This is a genomic window from Marinococcus sp. LNHM5E3-2.1, from assembly GCF_056034365.1.
Map to the genome: position 1 here is coordinate 1 of NZ_JBQLIB010000024.1, position 19,754 is coordinate 19,754.

The following is a 19,754-nucleotide window of genomic DNA, read 5'->3' on the forward strand; positions in this document are numbered from 1 at the left end:
CGTACACCGCCGCGGTCATGCCGGCCGGGCCGGCCCCCGCGATAATCACATCATAAATCCGTTCTTCCGTCATAAAACGACTCCTTTCCTGAATCCCTTATAGCTTGTTTAGCAATTGTTTTCCGGCAATCCGGTCATGACAAACTGCTGTTTGCCTTCTTCATTGTCCTGGACATCAAGCTTTACTGCCTGCACCAATTCCAGAACGCGTTCATCTACCGCAACCTGGATGTCATTAATGTTTTCCACCTGATCCTTTTCTTCCGGCTCGCTCAAACCAAGGCCGATCTGCGGGGAACAGCATCCCATTCCTTCATAGGCTACCCGTACATGATCGACTTTATTTTCTGCCATCAGAGTCTGCAGTACCGTTTTTGCTTCGTTTGTAATCTCCATATTTATTTTCCCCTTCGCATTAAGATATCGTTTGGGCTTTTTTCCCTGCACTCGCATCCCAGGGAAGCGTAACTATTTTATCTGCCAGATTTTTCTTCACGTAATCAATCCAAAATAGCTCTCTCTTTGCTTTTTCCCGTAGAAGAGGGTCATTCGTTTGCGAAGCTGCAAAGCTTTGGTTGATGACCCACCATTTCGGATAAATGCCAGTACGGCCAAGATCCTGCTGCAGGCGCTCAGCTTCAAAGACCGGTGTTGTTTCCGGAAGAGTAAGCAGCAGAAAGGCCGTTTCCTCCGGATTTTTCAGTCTCGGCAGCAGCTGCTTCATCGCCTCGGGCGTATGCCCGCTGCTTCGTTCAATTTCTTTAGTATACTGTTCCGCGTGTTCCAGAAGCAGAAGCGTATGGCCGGTCGGTGCTGTGTCTATAACCACAATCTCGTTTTCTGCCCGGGCAGCCACTTCTGAAAAAGCCTGAAATACCGCTATTTCTTCTGTACAAGGCGAGGAAAGATCCTCTTCAATGTAGGCCAGATCAGATTCAGAAACACCGGCAGCAATGGCTTCAGCTTTTGTGGTTTTCTGATAATCCGACAGTGCTTCTTCCGGATGCACGTGGCTGACTGTTAATAATGGAGAAAGATCATCCAGATCAATAACGCCGGCCAGATGATCCGCCGGATCGGTTGTCGTTAAATGAACAGCGTGGCCTCGTGCAGCAAGCTTCGCAGCTACCTCAGCTGCCATCGTCGTTTTCCCGACGCCGCCTTTTCCCATCGTAAATACGAGACGGTATTTTTGATCTTCAATATCCTGCACCATGTCCTCCGCTGTCTTTTCCAGGCCATGTTGATGAAACGGCCCGGATTCCTCCACTATAGAAGGTTCATCAAACAAATGAGTTAAGCGGACAGCGCCTGTAGGTATTACCGCATGGTAGGCAAGCGTCCAAAGCGTTTTATCTTCAAAGAAAGCAGGGGCCTGTTCCAATGCTTCCTGCTGGGCGGAGGCAAACAAAGAGGCTGTTGCGTCTTCGGTTCCTGCAGGCTTGAATACCCCATTCATCAAAAATACCTGCTCATGCATTCCCATGCTCCCCAGCTCTTCCGCTGTCCGGGCCGCTTCCTCTAAAGAGGAAGTATCCGGACGCGCGACAATGTATACTGTTGTCTGGGCAGCATCTGCGAGCTGTGTGACCGCCTGTTCATACATTGTTTTTTTATCTGCCAGGCCGGATAACGGGCCAAGGCAGGAAGCACCGTGCGTACTCGTCTGTAAAAAGTCATCCCAGGCCGATGGCAGCTGCAGCAGTCGAAGCGTATGACCGGTAGGGGCTGTATCAAAAATAATGTGGTCATAGTTTTCATGCGGCGCCGTTAACAGCTCTGCAAATTCATTAAAGGCAGCGATTTCAACAGTACACGCTCCCGAAAGCTGTTCTTCCATCTGCGCTACGGCTGTTTCCGGTAAAAGGTTCCGGTAAGGACCAACCACGGCTTCTTTGTACGTTGCGGCCGCTTCTCCGGGGTCGATATTGCTTGCATACAGTCCCGCTACGTCTGTCACAGCGGAAGCCCGGTTATTCAGCGGCATTTCAAGCACGTCATCCAGGTTCGAGGCCGGATCCGTGCTAACAAGCAGCACCTGTTTGCCTTTTCCGGCAAGGTAAGCTGCAAGCGCTGAAGCAGAGGATGTTTTTCCAACGCCGCCTTTACCAGTAAAAAACAAATAACGGGTATACGTGTGATGATCCGGGTGAAAGCGTTTCGTATTCATCAGGCAAGCCCCTTTTTATTTAGAATAGCGGGTGTTAAACGACAGCTCCACCGTTGGAACGCTTCTTTCCGGCTGAAGCTCTTCGGCCTTTGCCTCAAACCAATCTGCAAGCTGCTCCACGTCCGGATACTCCGCCGTCATTACGACAGCTCCGTCCTTCATTATAATCGGAAGGGCTTCAATCCCATCGGCAGTGATCCGGTCCGTAATCTCCCCAGCTGCGGCAAATTCTTCAGGCTGATTGGCCAGGTTATAGCGTTCAATATTGTGCCCCTGCTGCTGCAGACGTTCAACCGCAGAAGCGATCCGCACGAGCTCCGGGTCTGTGCCCGGGCCGCATACGCCTGTATCACAGCACATCGCAGGGTCATAAATACGCACCTTCGTCATGCTTATCTTCTCCTCTATTTTACGCTTTCTGCCTGCGAGAAGGCATGGATGCGTTCTTTAATTTCATCACGTACGCGCTGAAAAACCGCCCAGCGTTCTTCCTCGGTGCCTTCTGCTTTTGCCGGGTCATCAAAGCCCCAGTGCTCCCGTGTTACGTGCGGCGGGGTCATTGGGCATTTATCATTGGCATCGCCGCAAAGCGTAACGACCATATCTGCATTATTCAAATAATCCATGTCAATCATGTTCGATTCCTGAGTGGAAATATCGATGCCTGCTTCGTTCATGGCCTCTACCGCTTTTGGATTCAGGCCGTGGGCTTCAATACCAGCGCTCCGTACCTCCCAATCATTTCCCAGGTAATAATGACCAAATCCTTCAGCCATCTGACTGCGGCAGGAATTACCCGTACATAAAAAATACATTTTCTTTTTACTCATTACTGAACCCTCATTTCATAAATTATTGGTTCGTGCAGCGGCGCTCAGTCACAGTTGATGCGCAGTCCGTCCCGTTCCAGCTGCTGCAGCTTTTCGTTCTGGTCGGGCACATGGTGGAGAATATCCTCCACCATGCCCGCGGAAGGATGCTCCCGGTTAAATGAATAAAAAATCCAGTGCCCCTTCCGCTGTTCTTTGACGAGGCCAGCGTCCCGGAGCTTTCTGAGATGCTGGCTAACCGATGACTGGGACATATCCAGAAGCTCCACGAACTCGCATACGCAGCATTCGTGGTTCTGTACAAGGCTGACAATGGAAAGACGTGTGTTGTCTCCCAACAGCTTCAGCACAGAAGCAGTGTCCTTGATTTCCGGTTTAATCTTTTCCATACGTTCACCTACCATCGTTTTATTATATAAGCATATGCTAATATAAAAATCACTGAACGTCAACGAATAATGCTTAACGTCCAGTGTGCTTTTAATAATATTCTTTAACCAGCTCTTCCATTACCTGATTCGTGCGAAATGCTGTTTTGCCGGTACTTGGACAGACACCTTTTCCAAGCAGTTCATCCACCATAGACTGAATGTGATAATACTGAATATGTGCAGGGTGCTCGATATGAAAAGTCTCTTCCCCGGCTTCGTTTAGAAGGATGACCGGCTTATCGTCAAATGTAGAGAAGCGTATTTCTCCTTTTGTTCCGACGATACGGTTGTCATCTTCATTTTTATATGAGGAGAAATTCCATACGCCTATCCCAACAGCACCGCTCTCAAATTTCCATGTGCCGCTTACCGTATCTTCCGCCGGGTAGGAATCAGCCAGGTTCACCGCAGAACCCTTTACATCACTCAAAGGCCCGAGCAGATAATCAAAAAGATCCAGCGTATGGGATCCGACATCATAGAAAAGTCCTGCGCCGCTCTTTTCAGGGATTACTCTCCACGGCCATTCTCCGTTTTCGTCTTTTTGGACGATTTTTTGGTTCTGCTGGATAGAAGCAAACCGAACATCTCCAATGCTTTCAGCATCCAGCAGTTCTTTTACTTTTCTAAAACGCGGAAGTGATCTTCTATAGTAGGCAACAAATAATGGAACACCGTTATTTTCGCAGGCTTTTATCATTTCTCCACATTCGTCTGTGCTGTTTGCCATCGGCTTTTCCACATACACAGGCTTTTCCGCTTTAGCGGCCATTATTGTATATTCCTTATGTGACAAAGGCGGCGTCGCTATATAAACGGCATCCACTTCGTCATCATGGATTAGTTCCTCCGCATTATCATACCAGTTGGGGACCCCGTGACGTTCTGCATAGTCTCTCGCCTTTTCTCCATTTCTCCTCATCACCGCCTGCAGGGAGCTGTTTTCAGCCAGCTGAAAGGCAGGTCCGCTTTTAACCTCTGTCACGTTGCCGCATCCTATGATGCCCCATCGTACATTTTTCATATCGTTTCCTCCCAAATACAAAAATTCACGTTACGGATTTTGCATATATAAATCGAATGCCTATATTAAATCATATATTAACCATAAAATATAAGGTAAAAGGATCTTAAAAGAGAAAACATCAATTTTTTTAAGAATATATGCTAATAAACTACCAACCAGAATAAAAGGGATTAAAGCAATAAAACCTAAAAAAGTGCTTTGCAGACCAAAAAATAAATAATTCCATATTTCGTTTCCTGTCAGCATTATCAATGTAAGAATCAAAGCCGTTTTTCGCAAATGTGACTCATCAAATTTATTCATTTGCCGGTATAAAATGACGGTGCCCATAATATAGTAAAGAACACCGACAACTATAAAAAACCATAAAGGAACCAAATACCAGGGCTTGTTCAGCTGAGCATACCAAATAGTTAAAGCATCACCTACAAAAGCATTTCCAAGTATGGCAAGAGTGCTTACTACAGCTATACTTAATAGTAGCAACTTAATATAATCGTCTCCCTTCCCATCATTTTGTTTACGGCTTCTCCGTGTTTAGTTTATTTTCTCGGTCAATTCTCCATCAGCACTTCAAGTTCAATATCAAGGAAAAGGCTTTGGCGGAAGAAAGACCATCTACGACTACCCCCACATGATCAATGCAATGAATAGTACGGACTGAATTACACACACCGATACTGATATAATTACATTACCTACCGGGTGATTTTAATGCCTTTCGAAAACTGCGTGAAGGGTATGGTGACGTATAAATCGGAAACAGGAAGGCTATTCCTCAGTCTCTCCTTATTTAATAGTCGACAATGCCTGAACCTTAGCGGGAAACACCTGGTGGATCTCCACCCAGGTAACGGATGGTTAAAGGAGAAGTTGTTTATATTAAACTGGAATGTGGCGTATAAACCTAATTGAAAAATTAACAAACTCTTGATCTATTGATATTGAGTGGGAGGAAGAGCATCAATTTAATTTATCCTTGAAAGTGGAAAGTTCACGTTAAGAGAGAGGTATAATTAATAAATACTGGTAGATAAAGGGAGCAGCTTTTGCTGCTCCCTAAACTCAATATGTCTATTACAAACCGACTTGGCCGGCAGCATAGGTGGCGTGCTCTGTGCTGAACCCCTCATAAGTCAATTGGTCGATCAAGCCCTGTCTTGAAAAAGAACTGTACTCAAGATAATTCTCCGCACTGCTAACTGCCTGCTCCTGCCAATCCACAGTAATGTTTTCTACACCATGAGCGGCCTCAGTGGGGCTAAAACCATCATACTCCAATTGCTCGATCAATCCCGATTCAGAGAATGCCGTGTACTCCAGATAGTCTTCGGCCTGAGCGACCGCCTGCTCCTCCCAATCAACTGAGATATTTTCTACAGCATATGTTGCATCCTCTGTACTAAAGCCTTCATACTCCAATTGCTCGATGAGTCCTGATTTAGAAAAGGCCGTATATTCCAGATAACTCTGAGCCTGACTCACTGCCTGCTCCTGAGAAACAGATCCGCTGGATTCTTCTTCATTCTGACGCTCTTCCTCTTCCCTGGCCTCCTGCTCGGCTTCTTCTTCAGCCTGGCGCTCTTCCTCTTCTTTTGCTTCCTGTTCGGCCTCTTCTTCAGCCTGGCGTTCTTCCTCTTCTTTTGCTTCCTGTTCGGCCTCTTCTTCAGCCTGGCTTTCTTCCTCTTCCCTGGCCTCCTGCTCGGCTTCTTCTTCAGCCTGGCGCTCTTCCTCTTCCTTCGCTTTCTTTTCTTCTTTTTCTTCGTTATTTTTTTGCTTGTCAGCTTCTTGTTCATCCTTAGCTGCTGGAGCATCTTCCGCTTCTAATTCAGCAGCATCTTCCTCCGTATTTTCACTAGCTATTTCTGTAGAAGACTCGGTTGGAACTAATATAGCAAATAAAATTAAAGCGTAAATAATAGAAGCTGTAATCATCTTCCACTTCACTCCGGAACGATACCCCGGAATGCGCTTATACCATTTTTTCTTCTCTGTATACCTCATTAAAATCCCCCTTTTTCACATATATCGGCTAAATTTTACCATATTAAAGTAAAGACGGAAATCTACTGGGAGAGAGTTTTTAGATGATTTTGACTGCATTCAGAAGAAGGAAGGAAAAGATTTTTAAGAACTTTATGCTAAACGGATTTTTCGAGTTTCGTGTTTACTTTTTTAGTGATTGGGTTGATTGTCTAACAGGTACAAATCTTCTTGCTTACATGAAAATAAACCATAAGAAAAAGCTTCCCATAAGTTTAGTGAACTCATGAGAAGCTTAAAGTAAATCCTATTCAAATGTTAGCAAAATGTTAGCATTCTGCTCATTTTCATTAAAGCTGGGTTATAGCATGGGATTGAGCGGAACCCGGACGAAAACCGCGACGTCCTGTCGCAGCGTCCGGGTGACCAACATCCTGTTGGCCTACATCATGCCGCCCATTCCGCCCATGCCACCCATGTCTGGCATGCCGCCGCCGGAACCGCCGCCATTTTCTTCTGGAATGTCGGCGATAACTGCTTCGGTTGTCAGGAACATGGAGGATACGGACGATGCGTTTTGCAGCGCGGAGCGGGTAACTTTTGTAGGATCGACAATACCTGCGTCAATCATGTTTACCCATTCGCCGGTCGCTGCGTTATAACCGTGTCCGACTGCTTCTGTTTTCAGGCGCTCAACGATAACGGAGCCTTCAAGGCCTGCGTTATGCGCAATCTGACGGAGTGGTTCTTCGAGGGCACGGAGAACGATTTTCACGCCGGTTGCTTCGTCGCCTGTTGTGTTGTTCATTTCTTCTTCTACTTTTTTGTAGACGTTCATCAGCGCGGTACCGCCGCCGGAGACAATGCCTTCTTCTACTGCTGCGCGTGTAGAGCTGAGGGCGTCTTCGATGCGGAGCTTGCGCTCTTTCATTTCCGTTTCAGAAGCTGCGCCGACCTTAACAACGGCTACGCCGCCTGCAAGCTTCGCGAGACGCTCCTGAAGTTTTTCACGGTCGAATTCAGAAGTGGTTTCTTCCATCTGCGTACGCAGCTGCGTTACACGTGCACCGATGGTCTGCGGATCGCCGCTTCCTTCAACAATTGTTGTGTTGTCTTTATCGATCGTGATTTTGTTGGCGTGACCGAGCTGGTCGATCGTTGCAGTTTTCAGGTCAAGGCCTACATCTTCTGTAATAACCGTACCACCGGTAAGTGTGGCGATGTCTTCAAGCATTGCTTTACGACGGTCACCAAAGCCTGGAGCTTTTACTGCTACTGCGTTGAATGTTCCGCGCAGTTTGTTAACAACGAGAGTCGCAAGCGCTTCGCCTTCCACATCTTCTGCGATGATAAGGATTGGACGGTTCTGCTGTACAACCTGCTCAAGCAGCGGAAGTACTTCCTGAATACTTGTGAGCTTTTTGTCCGTGATTAAAATATACGGGTTATCGAGCTCTGCAGTCATGGATTCGTTGTCGGAAACCATGTACGGAGACGCATAACCACGATCGAACTGCATACCTTCCACAACTTCAAGCTCTGTATCAAGGCCGCGGGACTCTTCGACCGTGATAACGCCGTCGTTGCCCACGCGCTCCATTGCTTCTGCAATGATCTGGCCGATTTCTTCAGACCCTGCAGAAATCGCACCAACCTGCGTGATGGATTCTTTGCCTTCAATCGGCTTGCTGACGTTACGGAGTTCTTCGACCGCTACTTTGGTCGCGTTCTCCATTCCGCGGCGGATACCCATTGGATTCGCACCGGAGGTAACGTTTTTCAGGCCTTCCTGAATCATCGCCTGGGCAAGAACGGTTGCTGTTGTTGTACCGTCACCGGCAATGTCGTTCGTTTTGCTTGCAACCTCGGATACGAGCTGCGCGCCCATATTTTCGAAGTTGTCTTCGAGTTCGATTTCTTTGGCGATGGTTACACCGTCATTGGTGATAAGTGGGGAACCGAACTTTTTTTCCAGAACAACGTTGCGGCCTTTCGGTCCAAGTGTTACTTTTACAGCGTTTGCGAGTTCGTCGACACCGCGGAGCATCGCGCGGCGGCCGTTTTCACTAAACTTAATATCTTTAGCCATGATGAAATCCTCCTAATGTAATAATGATTTCGAAATGAAGCTGATTACTGAACTACAGCGAGGATGTCGCTTTCGCGAACGATTAAATAATCTTTGCCGTCGTATTTCACTTCTGTGCCTGCAAACTTCGAATAAACGACGATGTCGCCTTCGTTTACTTCCGGCGCTACGCGTTCACCGTTGTCTTTTACAGCACCGGCACCTACAGAAACCACGCGTCCTTCCTGTGGCTTCTCCTGAGCGGAGTCCGGCAGCACAATACCACCAGCGGTTTTTTCTTCTGATTCTACCTGTTCGAGTACGAGTCGATCACCTAAAGGCTTTAACAAGGAAAACAACCTCCTTAGAATATTTTCATCGTCCGTTATATGTAACGGGAACGACAGTAACAACATTTGTTGTTAGCACTCTTTCCATTCGAGTGCTAAACCCAATTATTATATTAATCAACCTGGGCTTTGTTTGCAAGAGGGAAGCGAAAATTTTTCTTCCTTTTCCCACTCCAGCGCTTGATGGCACCTGAATTCACATTCCCTGCTAATCGTTTTATTAACCTTATATTTCAAAATTGTCATAAATTCGCAAGCGCTCTCTTTATTCTTCCTGCAGGTACCTGTGATACAATTAGAGCGTTCGAAATTGGATTTAACCGAGAGAGATTAGGAGTGATCCCCTTCCATGGCCGCACGTTACTGGAGCATTGTTATTATTTATGTACTTATGCAGCTTTCGGGCATCGTTGCCGTCCCGGCCCTTTTGGCTGTAGGCAGCTTTGATTCCGCGCAGCAGGCTTCGTACTTCTGGATTTTTGCGAGCTTTATCGTCGCTTTGATTGTTATTTTAATTCTACTGATTCCTGAAAGAGGCCAGCGCCTTGCGTTTAATAAGCCAAAAATGCCGTGGCCGAATTCCGTCGCCTGGATTTTTATCGGGTTCGCTCTCGCCTACGCCGGTCAGATCGTTGCCGGTTTGATTGAACAGAACCTGCTCGGCATCGATACGGCCTCTGAAAATACGGCGCAGATCATTGAGCTTGTTAACAGCATGCCGGCCTTTGTTATTATTGTAGCCGTGATCGGACCTATTCTCGAAGAGCTGGTGTTCCGTAAAGCTATATTCGGCTCGCTGTACAAACGAACGAACTTTTTTATTGCCGCTATTATCAGCTCCCTGATATTTGCTGCTGTGCATTTGGATTTCACCCACCTGCTCGTCTACACCATGATCGGCTTTGTGTTCGCTTATTTGTATGTCAAAACCGGCCGGATTATCGTGCCGATTATCGTCCACTCCATCATGAACGCATTTGTGGTCGGTATTCAGGTATTGTTCCAGGACGAAATCGAACGCATTATGCGTGAAGCCGAGAGTGCACTTATTCTGCTTGTTCAGGGGTTGATGTAATATGAAAGCTTCTACCGCTGCCCTTTTTTACTTTGTGCTGGGCGGAGTACTGCTGATGTTTACGTACTTTTCCGTCAGCGAGTCCTCCTGGTCGTTCTGGAGCATTCTGCTCGCCGCCTTTGCCGCCTACGACCTCGTAATGGGATTCAATTATCTGCGCCTCATGTCGGAGCAGAAAAAGAAGAAATAGCAAAAGGGACCGCCTGAATGTTGGCCGGTCCCTTTTTTATGGGTCAGTATAAATGAAGTATCCTGCTGACAGCCTATTCGTTGTCCAGCGGATAATTTTTCAGAAAGTACACGAGCGTCTGCAGCTCGATGGCAAGATCAATATGATGCACGCGCACAGACGCAGGGACGGATAGGCGCGCCGGGGTAAAGTTTAGAATGCCGCTGATGCCTGCCTCCACCAGTTTTTCCCCGGTTGTTTGGGCGGCGGCGGACGGCACGGTGAGCATTGCTACGGAAACGTTATGCTCTTCAAGCTTCTCCGCCAGATCATCGGTATGATACACCGGCACATTTCCAATCTGCTCTCCCACCATGTCTTTATTGATATCAAATGCAGCCACAATCCGGGTGTTTTCATTTTTGGAGAAATTGTAGCGAAGCAGCGCCTTCCCGAGGTTCCCGACGCCGAGAAGTACGACGTCTGTCGCCTCGTCCTGGTCCAGGGTAGTCCGGAAAAACGACAGCAGGTACTGTACATTGTAGCCGTACCCTTTCTTGCCGAGCGCGCCGAAATATGAAAAATCCCGGCGGATCGTTGCCGAATCCACCTTGACCGCCTCACTCAATTCGGTTGAAGAAACGCGGGTTTTGCCTGTTGCATACAGGCTTTCCAGAAATCGATAATATAGGGGCAGCCGCTTTGCGGTTGCCTGCGGAATTTTTTGCTGGTCTGTATTCATAATTATTTCCACCTAAATGTATTGTCATTGTCTGTAGACAGTATAGCATGCGTCCCTATGAAAACGTACCGAAACGCTTACCTGCAGCAAGACGTATCCTATTTCGCGTTTCGCCGAAAAGTACGATACACTGATACTATCAGAGTTGTTATTAAAGGAGCTATATAAATATGATTTTACTTCAATGTTCGGGTGTCACCAAGTCTTTTGGGGCAGAAACCGTACTTGATCAAATAAAACTCGAGGTAAAGGAAGGTGAGCGGGTGGCCCTGGTCGGCAAAAACGGGGCCGGCAAATCCACTCTCCTGAAAATTCTTGCCGGTGAATCCTCGTATGATTCCGGTTCGATCACGATGCCAAAGGGCACGACATTCGGGTATCTTGAGCAGCATACCGGCCTGAACAGCGATAAAACGATGTGGGATGAAATGCTTGATGTTTTTACCCACCTGCAAAAAGCTGAAGCGGAGCTGCGTCGTATGGAGGCGAAAATGTCCGAGCCCGATATTATTGACGATGCCAGAGCCTATGAAAAGCTGATGTCCGACTACGACCAGCGCCAGCAGGAATTCGAAGCGCGCGGCGGCTACCGCTACGAGTCCGACATCCGCACGGTGCTGGCGGGTCTTGGCTTTGGCAGCTTCTCTCTCGACACGCCGGTGCAGTCGTTAAGCGGCGGCCAGAAGACCCGTCTTGCTCTCGGCAAGCTGCTCCTGGCCAAGCCGGAGCTCTTAATTCTTGACGAGCCGACCAACCATCTTGATATGGATACCCTGCGCTGGCTCGAGCAGTATTTAAGCAGTTATCCGGGGGCAGTCCTGATCGTTTCCCACGATCGGTATTTTCTGGACCAGATCGTAACGAAGGTATACGAAATTATTCATAAGAAAGCCCGTTTGTTCTACGGCAACTACAGTGCCTTTCAGGAAAAACGGGCCGAGCTGTTTGAACAGGAAATGCAGGCCTATGAAAAGCAGCAGAAGGAAATTTCTGAGCTTGAAGACTTCGTGCAGAAAAACATCGTACGCGCATCTACAACAAAACGGGCCCAGAGCCGGCGGAAAAAGCTCGAGAAAATGGATAAGCTCGACAAACCGCAGCGGGACGGCAAATCCGCTACTCTGCGCTTCGACATCGACCGTCAGAGCGGCAACGATGTATTGAAAGCAGAAGACCTCACCTTTCGCTTTGACAACAAAGCGCCTGTGTTCGAACGTTTAAATGTCCGGGCCCAGCGCGGTGAGAGCATTGCGCTGATTGGACCAAACGGGACGGGGAAAAGTACCTTTTTAAAAACGATCAAGGGAGACTTTGAACCGGATGAAGGGCATATTCAGCTCGGAAGTAAAGTAGATCTCGGCTATTACGACCAGCAGCAGGCCGAACTGAATTCGGGCAAAACCGTCCTGCAGGAGCTGTGGGATGAATATCCGCTCGAAAACGAAAAGGATATTCGTACCGTGCTCGGCCAGTTTTTATTTACCGGCGAAGACGTGCTGAAGCAGGTGTCCGACCTTAGCGGCGGCGAAAAAGCGCGCCTCTCGCTCGCCAAAATGATGATGCAGAAGTCGAATTTTTTGCTGCTTGACGAGCCGACCAACCATCTCGATCTCGACAGCAAGGAAGTGCTCGAAGACGCTCTGATTGATTACCCGGGAACAATTTTGTTTGTTTCCCACGACCGGTACTTTCTGAACCGGATTGCAACACGCATTCTCGAAATGGGGGACGGCGACGTCCGCAACTACATCGGGGATTATGATTACTATTTGTTCAAAAAAGAAGAAGAACGGGAAAAAGCAGCGCTTCAGGCTGAGCGTGAAGGACCGAAGCAGGAGGATGCCGGTGCGGCTAAATCCTCGTTTGCAGACGACAAAGCAGCCAAGCGGGAGGCCCGCAAGCGGCAGCGCCGCATCGAGCAGATTGAACAGGATATTGAAGCCAAGGAACAGCTCGTCGAGGAGCAGGAAGCAGCTCTTTTCGAGCCCGACGTATACGAAGACCATGAAAAGGCCGCCGGCTATCAGACCTCAATCAATGAACTGAGAGGCGAGCTAGAGCAGCTGATGGAGGAATGGGAAGAGCTGCAGCTCGAAGAATCCAGTTCCTAGTTACAGCAAAACCCGTGTTCTCTGCAAAAGAGAGCACGGGTTTTTTGTTACGTATGAAGCGGCAGGCCGGGCACCCCGTTTAAATCCATGCCTGAAAAATTTCCCTTTTTCCAGTTGATATAGGCGGCAGCTCCGATCATGGCTGCATTATCGGTACATAAATGAAGCGGCGGGATCTGCAGCTTTACGCCGCTCTCTCTGAATTTTTCTTCCATCGCAGCCCGCAGACCGCTGTTGGCTGCCACACCTCCGACTACCATTACCTGTCTGGCTCCGCAGGCTTCTGCCGCTCGGGCCGTTTTCTCCGTCAGCACGGTAATGACGCTCTGCTGAAAGCTTGACGCAACGTCTTCCGGAGCTAGTTCTTCCCCACGCTGGCGGGCATTATGGAGTGTATTCATGACGGCTGATTTCAATCCGCTGAAGCTGAAATCATACGAACCTTCCTCAAGCCACGCCACAGGCAGCGGTACGGTCGGTGCTCCGGTTTTAGCCAGTTTGTCGAGCTCCGGGCCGCCGGGATACGGCAGGCCGAGAGTACGTGCGACTTTATCATATGCTTCTCCCACGGCATCATCTCTTGTCTGGCCGAGCAGCTCATACTCCCCTTCTTCTTTGATCAGCACCAGCTCCGTATGGCCGCCGGATACGACGAGGGCAAGAGCTGGGTACTCCCACTCCACCTCGAGCCGGGTCGCCTGAATATGACCCGCAATATGGTGAACGCCTATCAACGGCAGTCCCTTCGCGTAGGCTGTCGCTTTTGCGGCGTTCACGCCGACAAGAAGCGCCCCGACAAGTCCCGGGCCTTCCGTTACCGCCACGGCGGACAAATCAGAAAATGTGCTTCCTGCTTCCTCGAGTGCCTGCTCCATTACCTGGGTGATGGATTCCGCATGATGTCTCGAAGCGACCTCGGGCACGACGCCGCCAAAGCGTTTATGGCTTTTCATCTGGGAGAGGACGACGTTGGACCGGATCTCGGTGCCGTTTCTGATAACTGCCGCAGCTGTTTCGTCACAGCTCGTTTCCACAGCCAAAATATCTATTGGTTCATGCTCGTTCATTCATATTCACCCACATTACTATCGCATTTTCATTATTGTCCATATAATAATTTTTTCGCACACCGCCGGGCACGAATCCGAATTTATCGTACAGGTTCCGGGCCGTTTCATTGGTTTCACGCACTTCGAGCGTCATCGTCCGGGCCCCATATGTGTAGGCAAGCTCCATTAAATTGGCCAGCAGCTCCTGGCCAATTTTCCGTCCGCGATAGCGTGAATGCACCGCAATGTTGGTTACATGCGCCTCGTCAATGACGATCCACACCCCGCAGTAGCCGACAATTCTGCCTGCGACTTCCGCCACCAGATAATGGGCAAACTGGTTGTTGTACATTTCATTTTCAAACGCTCGCCGGCTCCACGGCATCGAGAAGGCGTTGTGTTCTACTTCCATCACATTGTCTATATCGTCGGCACTCATCATCCGGATCAGTATTTCTGCTTTCATTCGGATCTCCCGCTTTGGGCTTTCTGCCAATTTTTTTCTGCTTCGGCAAGCTGGGCATATTCCGGCACCACTGCGTGTGCATCCTGTGCTTCGCCGGCGGTGCGGGCGATCCGGATAATTTCCGCCGGACGGATTGTCTGTTTCGTCCAGTCTGCAAAAACCGCCCGGCTGCCAAGTCGTTCCCGGATAAGCTCCTGCCGGCTCCCCGTGTCCTCTCCGACAAACAGAATTTGTTCCTGGGTTTGCTCCAGCACCTCGAGCCATTCCGGGAGCAGAATGATCTGGTCTTTCATTTGACGTACTACTGCGTTTTCTTCCGCACTTCCGGAAAAAGCCGCCGTGTAGACCTGATTTCTTCGCGCATCAATCAGTGGAGAAACGAGACCTGGAAATCCGAGACCGTTTTGGGCAAATACCTGAAGCGTTGATACGGGATAAAGCGGGATATTTAAAGCCCAGGCCAATGATTTGGCTGTTGTTACTCCGATGCGCACGCCGGTGTAGGAGCCTGGCCCGGTCGTTACTGCCACCGCATCCAGATCTTCCGGGCCAACACCACTTTCTTTCATCAGTGATTCCACCGCCGGCATCAGACGTACGGAATGATTTTTTTTAATGTTGGTAGTATATTCTCCGAGAATTTTCTGTTCATCTGCAAGGGCGATGCCCAGCACGTGCGTGGATGTGTCAATTGCGAGCATTTTCATCGTTCTGCAACTCCTTCATCTTTGCCTTCCACCGCTCGCCAACGGCTGTCAAAGTCAATTGCCTGCTCGTTTCCCCGGTGTATTGAATATCTATTTCCAGACGATCCTCCGGCCATTCTTCCAGACGAACCGGCCATTCCAACAGCGATACTCCACCTGCCTCAAAGTATTCTTCAATGCCGATTTCCTCTGCTTCCTCCTCTGACAGCCGGTAAAGGTCAATATGAAACAAAGGCAGCCGTCCTTGATATTCTTTAACGATCGTAAAGCTCGGGCTATTCACCATTGTGGTAACTTCCAGGCCTCTGGCAAAGCCTTTGGCAAAATGTGTTTTCCCTGCTCCGAGACTGCCGACCAGCCATATTTTTTCATCTGCCTCCGCGTATCGGCCCAAAAGCTCTCCCCACGCCGCCGTTTCCTCCGGAGACGAAGTGTGGATGACCCACTCTGTCATAGCGTTTCTTCCTTTCTGCTGCTTATGATGGACGAAAATGATTATAGCCTGATTTTTCCAGCTTTGTGCGGGAGCCGTTTTCCTGGAGGAACACTTCTCCATTCCCCTCTGAAACCTTTCCAATCGCATACAGTGCAAGTCCGGCTTGCTCGAATCTCCTGCTGAGCTTTTCCCAATCGGAAGAAGGAGCCGTTCCGACCAGTTCGAAATCTTCTCCGCCGTAAAACATATGCTTTTTCATTGTTTGAATCTCCAGCTGCTCCATAGCTTCGTGGACGGGAAGCCCAGAAAAGTCCAGTTCCATCGAAACACCGCTCGCCTCCGCAATCTCACAGCATTCGCTTGCCAGCCCGTCACTTATATCATTCAAGGCAATACGGCCACCGCATTCCACCAGCAGACGTCCTGCCTCCACCTGGGGCACCGGCCGCTGATGATAGGCAATCAATGCTTTTTCCCGCTCAGAGTATGCCCCGTCCCTTGTCCGTTCGAGCAGAAGCTCGAGTCCGGCAGCGGACATACCGACCGGTCCGGTTAAAAACACAATATCATCAGGTTCCGCAGAGCTTCGCAGCAGCTGCTGTTTTTCTTCCACCGCACCGATCACCGTAATACTCACCATTAAGTCGCGACGCGAGGATACCGTATCTCCGCCAATCATATCCATCTGATAGCGTGCACCCAGTTCATTCATTCCCCGGTACAGTTCGTTTAATTCCTCTTCGGACCAGCCGGGCGTTATTGCAATCGATATCACGTAAAAATGCGGCACGCCTCCCATGGCAGCGACGTCGCTAATGTTTGCAGCCAGCGCTTTAAAGCCGATATCAAATGGTTTCATCGTATCTTTTCGAAAATGCACGTCTTCAATCATCGTATCCACGCAGACAATTTCATTCATATGCGCAAGCGGCCGGTACACCGCCGCGTCATCACCTATTCCTACTTCCAGCCGTTTCTGGAAGGTCCGTGTTGGTCTGCGTTCATTAATCCAGTCAAATTCATCGTTTGGCATAAACTGCTCCTCAATGATCTCTCATAATAGTCTCCTGCTAGTTTATCGTATTCTTGCAATCGCGTACAGTAAACGAAAAAAGCACCTCTTCGCTTTTATCCAAAAACTACCCTCTGTGCGTGCTGCACAAAGGGTAGTTCGGTTTCCGGCTTCATTTATTGCAATTTATTTCATAAAAAAAAGCCTTTAAGGCTTTAATGGATTAGTATAATTGGTTGCGGGAGGAGGATTTGAACCTCCGACCTCCGGGTTATGAGCCCGACGAGCTACCAGACTGCTCTATCCCGCGATTTGGTATAGCGCGGCGACGATCTACTTTCACGGGGGGAGAACCCCCGGCTATCATCAACGCTGAAGAGCTTAACTTCCGTGTTCGGCATGGGAACGGGTGGATCCTCTTCGCTGTTGTCACCGCACTATTAATGGTGTCTCTCAACAAGACAATTATAATCTTACCACGCAGGATAAAGGAGCACAAGGGGTTTTCAAATATTTTATCGCAATTTTTTATTATTCACAGCAAAGTACACGTCTTCGAGCGAACGATGCATCTGCCTGAAAGCGATTCGCGCTTCCTCAAGCGTTACCTGCTCAAACACCACAGAAGCATTTGGCTGCAGTTGGGCAGCTTTCGATAAATCGGCACTGATGACATTTAACACACGGGCGTAACCTCCCGTCGTCTGCCGGTCAGCCATTAAAATCATCGGCTGGCCGTCTGATGCCAGCTGAATAGTTCCAAACGCCACCCCGTCCGATATAATATCCCCAGTACCAAGCAAAGACACTTCCGGACCCTGGAGCCGGATACCCATCCGATCAGCTTCCTGGGTCACCACATAAGCTTCCCGGAGCAGTCTCTTTCCAGCTTCCGCTGTTAATTTATCAAATTCCGGACCAGCCACTACCCGGAGCGTCTGTTGTTTTTCATAAACTGGAATACTCGCCGGGGGGAGCCGGCGTTCAAAGGGCTTTGGAGCAGCACTTACGCTGCCGCGATACAGGGTATCGCCGCTTTCAAGCTCACGGCCCTCCATCCCTCCTATGCCAGCTTTTGTGTACGTCGAGCGGCTTCCTAAAACGACTGGCACCTCCAGGCCTCCTGCAATACAAAAGTAGGCACGTGCTCCGTGTGCCGGGCCGTTAAAGGTCAGTTCGTCTCCTGCGTAAACTTTTCTCGTTGCCCACATTGGAATGGGTTCTTTATTTACTTCCGGCTGCAAGTTTCCACCTGTAACCGCAATAACCGTCTCTTCGTGAAACGTAAGGGTCGGTCCCATTAACGTCAGCTCCAGTCCGGCTGCGGACAAATAGTTGCCGCAGAGAATGTTCCCCATCCGGAGCGCATACAGATCCATCGCTCCGGAGACCGGTACACCGAGGTGCTGATATCCGGTTCGGCCTGTATCCTGGATAGTCGTAAAGAGCCCTGCTTTTTGTACGGTGCAGACAGGCGTTTTGTTCATATAAATTCCCCCGCTGCCTGCACCGAAGCTCCTTGATGCTCAAGCTGATTCCTTAAATGTTGAATAAACAGAACCGCCTGTTCATTGTCCCCGTGTACACATATGGTATCTGCTTCCATTGCTACAGCTGTGCCGTCCCCTGCTTTAATTGTTCCCTCCTGAAGGACATCAAGCACCTGGGCGGCAGCGTCTTCAGGTTTATCGACGAAGGCGTTCTGCTCTTTTCTTGGAGTCAACGTTCCGTCAGCAGTATAGGTACGGTCTGCAAACATTTCCTTTGCTACCCTCAAGCCTTGTCTTTCCCCCGCTGCCTGCAGCTCTGTATGAACAGGGGCAAATAAAAGGAGATTTTCATTAAAATCCTTCACTGCCCGCGCCACTCCTCTGGCAGCAGCGGAATCGCGAAGAGCAGCGTTGTATAAGGCCCCGTGCGGTTTTACATGCTGCATCTGCACGTCCGCTGCACAGCAGAAGGCATGGAGAGCCCCAATTTGATAGAGGCAAAGCTGATAAATTTCTTCTTCATCCATCGCTATGTATCTGCGGCCAAACCCTTCTTTATCCAAAAAGCCGGGGTGGGCACCGACGGCCGTACCATACTGTTTGGCAAGAGCAACTGTACGCGCCATCACTGCCGAATCGCCCGCATGACCTCCGCAGGCAACGTTCGCCGATGACACTAAAGGAAGCACCTTCTGATCCATGCCCAGGGTATAAATACCGTAACTTTCCCCCAGGTCACAATTTAGATCAATGATCATACCTCTCCCTCCTCTTCTACACGGATGCTGTACCCTCCACGGCCGATAGATTTTTCAATTTCAGCGTATTCCTTATATGCGACAGGCTCAAACCGGAGCAGATGGCCCGGGGTTAGAAGCGCAGGTTTATCGTGCGCTGCATTGAACAAAGGCACCGGAGTTTTACCAATAATGTTCCATCCTCCCGGACTGTCAATCGAATACACACCTGTCTGAGCGTCGGCTATGCCAACAGATCCGGCTTCCACTTTTCCTCTTGGTGTTTCCAAACGGGGAGTATGAAGTCGTTCATCAAGCCCGCCGAGATAAGGAAAACCCGGAGTAAAGCCCAGCATATAAATAAAATAGGATGAACTGCTGTGCAGCTCCACCACTTCGTCTACAGACAGTTCGTTATCTGCTGCAAGACGTTCGATATCCTGTCCAAATGATACGTCATAACAAACCGGCAGATAGTACGTTTTCAATGCACCTTCCGATGCTTTGTCCATGCGCTCAAATACGTTATAAATGAGTTCGTAAAGACGTTCGTACTGTATTTGCAGGGGATTATAATAGACAGTCAATGCGCGGTAGCCTGGAACACACTCACTCATCCCCTCCGGCCGTTCTTTTGTTAAAGCTTCATACAGCCGGTGCACCTTTCGGTTCACGGAGGGAGAAATCACATTTTCAAATTGCACACTTAAGGCATGATCCCCAATAGGTACAATATCCATATAACTTTTCTCCCTCCTAATGATTAATATGTTTATTGTAGCATAGAGAAAAAGGAAAAAAATATAAAAAACCGCTTCCCCGAAAAGGGAAACGGTTGAACTCGCCCGGCAGCGATCTACTTTCACGGGGGGAGAACCCCCGGCTATCATCAACGCTGAAG

The 19,754-nt window shown here is 49.1% G+C and carries 22 protein-coding genes, 1 tRNA gene and 1 rRNA gene; 3 read left to right on the top strand and 21 right to left on the bottom strand.

The window, feature by feature from the left end:
- Positions 1 to 108: 108 nt before the first annotated feature.
- From ACTRXH_RS15685 to groES, 10 genes are all read right to left on the bottom strand, one after another.
- Positions 109 to 396 (bottom strand): adhesin, encoded by a 288-nt coding sequence (locus tag ACTRXH_RS15685; protein WP_474282968.1) that lies wholly within the window; start codon positions 394 to 396, stop codon positions 109 to 111.
- A gap of 19 nt (positions 397 to 415) precedes the next feature.
- On the bottom strand, positions 416 to 2,170 hold the full coding sequence (gene arsA / locus ACTRXH_RS15690) for an arsenical pump-driving ATPase (RefSeq protein WP_474282970.1): 1,755 nt from the start codon (positions 2,168 to 2,170) through the stop codon (positions 416 to 418).
- Positions 2,171 to 2,185: 15 nt separating this feature from the next.
- Positions 2,186 to 2,560 (bottom strand): arsenite efflux transporter metallochaperone ArsD, encoded by a 375-nt coding sequence (gene arsD, locus ACTRXH_RS15695; RefSeq protein WP_474282972.1) that lies wholly within the window; start codon positions 2,558 to 2,560, stop codon positions 2,186 to 2,188.
- A gap of 14 nt (positions 2,561 to 2,574) precedes the next feature.
- Entirely contained in the window at positions 2,575 to 3,000 is a 426-nt protein-coding gene (gene arsC, locus ACTRXH_RS15700; RefSeq protein ID WP_474282974.1) for an arsenate reductase (thioredoxin), read from the bottom strand.
- 44 nt (positions 3,001 to 3,044) lie between these two features.
- A complete protein-coding gene (locus ACTRXH_RS15705; protein WP_474282976.1) occupies positions 3,045 to 3,389 on the bottom strand; it encodes an ArsR/SmtB family transcription factor in 345 nt (114 codons plus the stop codon).
- Positions 3,390 to 3,480: 91 nt separating this feature from the next.
- The gene (locus tag ACTRXH_RS15710) at positions 3,481 to 4,455 is read right to left on the bottom strand and encodes a Gfo/Idh/MocA family protein (RefSeq protein WP_474282978.1); all 975 of its coding nucleotides are present in this window, start codon (positions 4,453 to 4,455) and stop codon (positions 3,481 to 3,483) included.
- Between the two features lie 60 nt (positions 4,456 to 4,515).
- A complete protein-coding gene (locus ACTRXH_RS15715; RefSeq protein ID WP_474282980.1) occupies positions 4,516 to 4,944 on the bottom strand; it encodes a TspO/MBR family protein in 429 nt (142 codons plus the stop codon).
- A 591-nt stretch (positions 4,945 to 5,535) separates the two neighbouring features.
- On the bottom strand, positions 5,536 to 6,462 hold the full coding sequence (locus tag ACTRXH_RS15720; protein ID WP_474282982.1) for an Ltp family lipoprotein: 927 nt from the start codon (positions 6,460 to 6,462) through the stop codon (positions 5,536 to 5,538).
- A 421-nt stretch (positions 6,463 to 6,883) separates the two neighbouring features.
- Positions 6,884 to 8,530, bottom strand: a complete 1,647-nt coding sequence (groL, locus tag ACTRXH_RS15725) for a chaperonin GroEL (protein WP_474279746.1) — start codon at positions 8,528 to 8,530, stop codon at positions 6,884 to 6,886.
- A 44-nt stretch (positions 8,531 to 8,574) separates the two neighbouring features.
- Positions 8,575 to 8,859, bottom strand: coding sequence for a co-chaperone GroES (gene groES / locus ACTRXH_RS15730; protein ID WP_322527306.1), 285 nt, complete (start codon positions 8,857 to 8,859; stop codon positions 8,575 to 8,577).
- Positions 8,860 to 9,208: 349 nt separating this feature from the next.
- On the opposite strand from groES, the gene ACTRXH_RS15735 reads away from it, so the two are divergent.
- Positions 9,209 to 9,934, top strand: a complete 726-nt coding sequence (locus ACTRXH_RS15735) for a lysostaphin resistance A-like protein (protein WP_474279743.1) — start codon at positions 9,209 to 9,211, stop codon at positions 9,932 to 9,934.
- Position 9,935: 1 nt separating this feature from the next.
- The gene (locus tag ACTRXH_RS15740) at positions 9,936 to 10,124 is read left to right on the top strand and encodes a DUF4305 domain-containing protein (RefSeq protein WP_413645747.1); all 189 of its coding nucleotides are present in this window, start codon (positions 9,936 to 9,938) and stop codon (positions 10,122 to 10,124) included.
- A 73-nt stretch (positions 10,125 to 10,197) separates the two neighbouring features.
- On the opposite strand, the gene ACTRXH_RS15745 is transcribed toward ACTRXH_RS15740, so the two are convergent.
- Complete coding sequence (locus ACTRXH_RS15745; RefSeq protein WP_474264216.1) at positions 10,198 to 10,845, bottom strand: redox-sensing transcriptional repressor Rex; 648 nt, start codon at positions 10,843 to 10,845, stop codon at positions 10,198 to 10,200.
- A 170-nt stretch (positions 10,846 to 11,015) separates the two neighbouring features.
- On the opposite strand from ACTRXH_RS15745, the gene ACTRXH_RS15750 reads away from it, so the two are divergent.
- Positions 11,016 to 12,956 (top strand): ATP-binding cassette domain-containing protein, encoded by a 1,941-nt coding sequence (locus ACTRXH_RS15750; RefSeq protein WP_474282984.1) that lies wholly within the window; start codon positions 11,016 to 11,018, stop codon positions 12,954 to 12,956.
- Positions 12,957 to 13,003: 47 nt separating this feature from the next.
- Here ACTRXH_RS15750 and tsaD read toward each other — a convergent pair whose 3' ends face one another.
- The 10 genes from tsaD to pxpB form a co-directional block, all read right to left on the bottom strand.
- Entirely contained in the window at positions 13,004 to 14,023 is a 1,020-nt protein-coding gene (gene tsaD / locus ACTRXH_RS15755; RefSeq protein ID WP_474282986.1) for a tRNA (adenosine(37)-N6)-threonylcarbamoyltransferase complex transferase subunit TsaD, read from the bottom strand.
- On the bottom strand, positions 14,010 to 14,471 hold the full coding sequence (gene rimI / locus ACTRXH_RS15760) for a ribosomal protein S18-alanine N-acetyltransferase (RefSeq protein WP_322527301.1): 462 nt from the start codon (positions 14,469 to 14,471) through the stop codon (positions 14,010 to 14,012). The genes tsaD and rimI overlap by 14 nt, the downstream gene beginning before the upstream one ends.
- Positions 14,468 to 15,178: a tRNA (adenosine(37)-N6)-threonylcarbamoyltransferase complex dimerization subunit type 1 TsaB gene (gene tsaB / locus ACTRXH_RS15765; protein WP_474282988.1), complete on the bottom strand. Its 711-nt coding sequence runs from the start codon at positions 15,176 to 15,178 to the stop codon at positions 14,468 to 14,470. The genes rimI and tsaB overlap by 4 nt, the downstream gene beginning before the upstream one ends.
- Positions 15,159 to 15,632, bottom strand: a complete 474-nt coding sequence (gene tsaE / locus ACTRXH_RS15770) for a tRNA (adenosine(37)-N6)-threonylcarbamoyltransferase complex ATPase subunit type 1 TsaE (protein ID WP_474282990.1) — start codon at positions 15,630 to 15,632, stop codon at positions 15,159 to 15,161. The genes tsaB and tsaE overlap by 20 nt, the downstream gene beginning before the upstream one ends.
- Before the next feature lie 22 nt (positions 15,633 to 15,654).
- A complete protein-coding gene (thiL, locus tag ACTRXH_RS15775; protein ID WP_474282992.1) occupies positions 15,655 to 16,647 on the bottom strand; it encodes a thiamine-phosphate kinase in 993 nt (330 codons plus the stop codon).
- 212 nt (positions 16,648 to 16,859) lie between these two features.
- Positions 16,860 to 16,936: transfer RNA gene (locus tag ACTRXH_RS15780), tRNA-Met, on the bottom strand.
- A gap of 10 nt (positions 16,937 to 16,946) precedes the next feature.
- Positions 16,947 to 17,063 (bottom strand): 5S ribosomal RNA (rrf, locus tag ACTRXH_RS15785).
- Positions 17,064 to 17,141: 78 nt separating this feature from the next.
- On the bottom strand, positions 17,142 to 18,113 hold the full coding sequence (locus ACTRXH_RS15790) for a 5-oxoprolinase subunit C family protein (RefSeq protein ID WP_474282994.1): 972 nt from the start codon (positions 18,111 to 18,113) through the stop codon (positions 17,142 to 17,144).
- On the bottom strand, positions 18,110 to 18,874 hold the full coding sequence (locus ACTRXH_RS15795; protein ID WP_474282996.1) for a 5-oxoprolinase subunit PxpA: 765 nt from the start codon (positions 18,872 to 18,874) through the stop codon (positions 18,110 to 18,112). Before ACTRXH_RS15795 ends, ACTRXH_RS15790 begins: the two co-directional genes overlap by 4 nt.
- The gene (gene pxpB / locus ACTRXH_RS15800; protein ID WP_474279737.1) at positions 18,871 to 19,593 is read right to left on the bottom strand and encodes a 5-oxoprolinase subunit PxpB; all 723 of its coding nucleotides are present in this window, start codon (positions 19,591 to 19,593) and stop codon (positions 18,871 to 18,873) included. The genes ACTRXH_RS15795 and pxpB overlap by 4 nt, the downstream gene beginning before the upstream one ends.
- Between the last annotated feature and the right edge of the window lie 161 nt (positions 19,594 to 19,754).

What these genes read in the sequence shown, in the direction of transcription:
- ACTRXH_RS15685 (WP_474282968.1), bottom strand. Translation starts at nt 396, where the DNA reads ATGGAGATTACAAACGAAGCAAAAACGGTACTGCAGACTCTGATGGCA.
- arsA (WP_474282970.1), bottom strand. Translation starts at nt 2,170, where the DNA reads ATGAATACGAAACGCTTTCACCCGGATCATCACACGTATACCCGTTAT.
- arsD (WP_474282972.1), bottom strand. Translation starts at nt 2,560, where the DNA reads ATGACGAAGGTGCGTATTTATGACCCTGCGATGTGCTGTGATACAGGC.
- arsC (WP_474282974.1), bottom strand. Translation starts at nt 3,000, where the DNA reads ATGAGTAAAAAGAAAATGTATTTTTTATGTACGGGTAATTCCTGCCGC.
- ACTRXH_RS15705 (WP_474282976.1), bottom strand. Translation starts at nt 3,389, where the DNA reads ATGGAAAAGATTAAACCGGAAATCAAGGACACTGCTTCTGTGCTGAAG.
- ACTRXH_RS15710 (WP_474282978.1), bottom strand. Translation starts at nt 4,455, where the DNA reads ATGAAAAATGTACGATGGGGCATCATAGGATGCGGCAACGTGACAGAG.
- ACTRXH_RS15720 (WP_474282982.1), bottom strand. Translation starts at nt 6,462, where the DNA reads ATGAGGTATACAGAGAAGAAAAAATGGTATAAGCGCATTCCGGGGTAT.
- groL (WP_474279746.1), bottom strand. Translation starts at nt 8,530, where the DNA reads ATGGCTAAAGATATTAAGTTTAGTGAAAACGGCCGCCGCGCGATGCTC.
- ACTRXH_RS15735 (WP_474279743.1), top strand. Translation starts at nt 9,209, where the DNA reads ATGGCCGCACGTTACTGGAGCATTGTTATTATTTATGTACTTATGCAG.
- ACTRXH_RS15740 (WP_413645747.1), top strand. Translation starts at nt 9,936, where the DNA reads ATGAAAGCTTCTACCGCTGCCCTTTTTTACTTTGTGCTGGGCGGAGTA.
- ACTRXH_RS15745 (WP_474264216.1), bottom strand. Translation starts at nt 10,845, where the DNA reads ATGAATACAGACCAGCAAAAAATTCCGCAGGCAACCGCAAAGCGGCTG.
- ACTRXH_RS15750 (WP_474282984.1), top strand. Translation starts at nt 11,016, where the DNA reads ATGATTTTACTTCAATGTTCGGGTGTCACCAAGTCTTTTGGGGCAGAA.
- tsaD (WP_474282986.1), bottom strand. Translation starts at nt 14,023, where the DNA reads ATGAACGAGCATGAACCAATAGATATTTTGGCTGTGGAAACGAGCTGT.
- rimI (WP_322527301.1), bottom strand. Translation starts at nt 14,471, where the DNA reads ATGAAAGCAGAAATACTGATCCGGATGATGAGTGCCGACGATATAGAC.
- tsaB (WP_474282988.1), bottom strand. Translation starts at nt 15,178, where the DNA reads ATGAAAATGCTCGCAATTGACACATCCACGCACGTGCTGGGCATCGCC.
- tsaE (WP_474282990.1), bottom strand. Translation starts at nt 15,632, where the DNA reads ATGACAGAGTGGGTCATCCACACTTCGTCTCCGGAGGAAACGGCGGCG.
- thiL (WP_474282992.1), bottom strand. Translation starts at nt 16,647, where the DNA reads ATGCCAAACGATGAATTTGACTGGATTAATGAACGCAGACCAACACGG.
- ACTRXH_RS15790 (WP_474282994.1), bottom strand. Translation starts at nt 18,113, where the DNA reads ATGAACAAAACGCCTGTCTGCACCGTACAAAAAGCAGGGCTCTTTACG.
- ACTRXH_RS15795 (WP_474282996.1), bottom strand. Translation starts at nt 18,874, where the DNA reads ATGATCATTGATCTAAATTGTGACCTGGGGGAAAGTTACGGTATTTAT.
- pxpB (WP_474279737.1), bottom strand. Translation starts at nt 19,593, where the DNA reads ATGGATATTGTACCTATTGGGGATCATGCCTTAAGTGTGCAATTTGAA.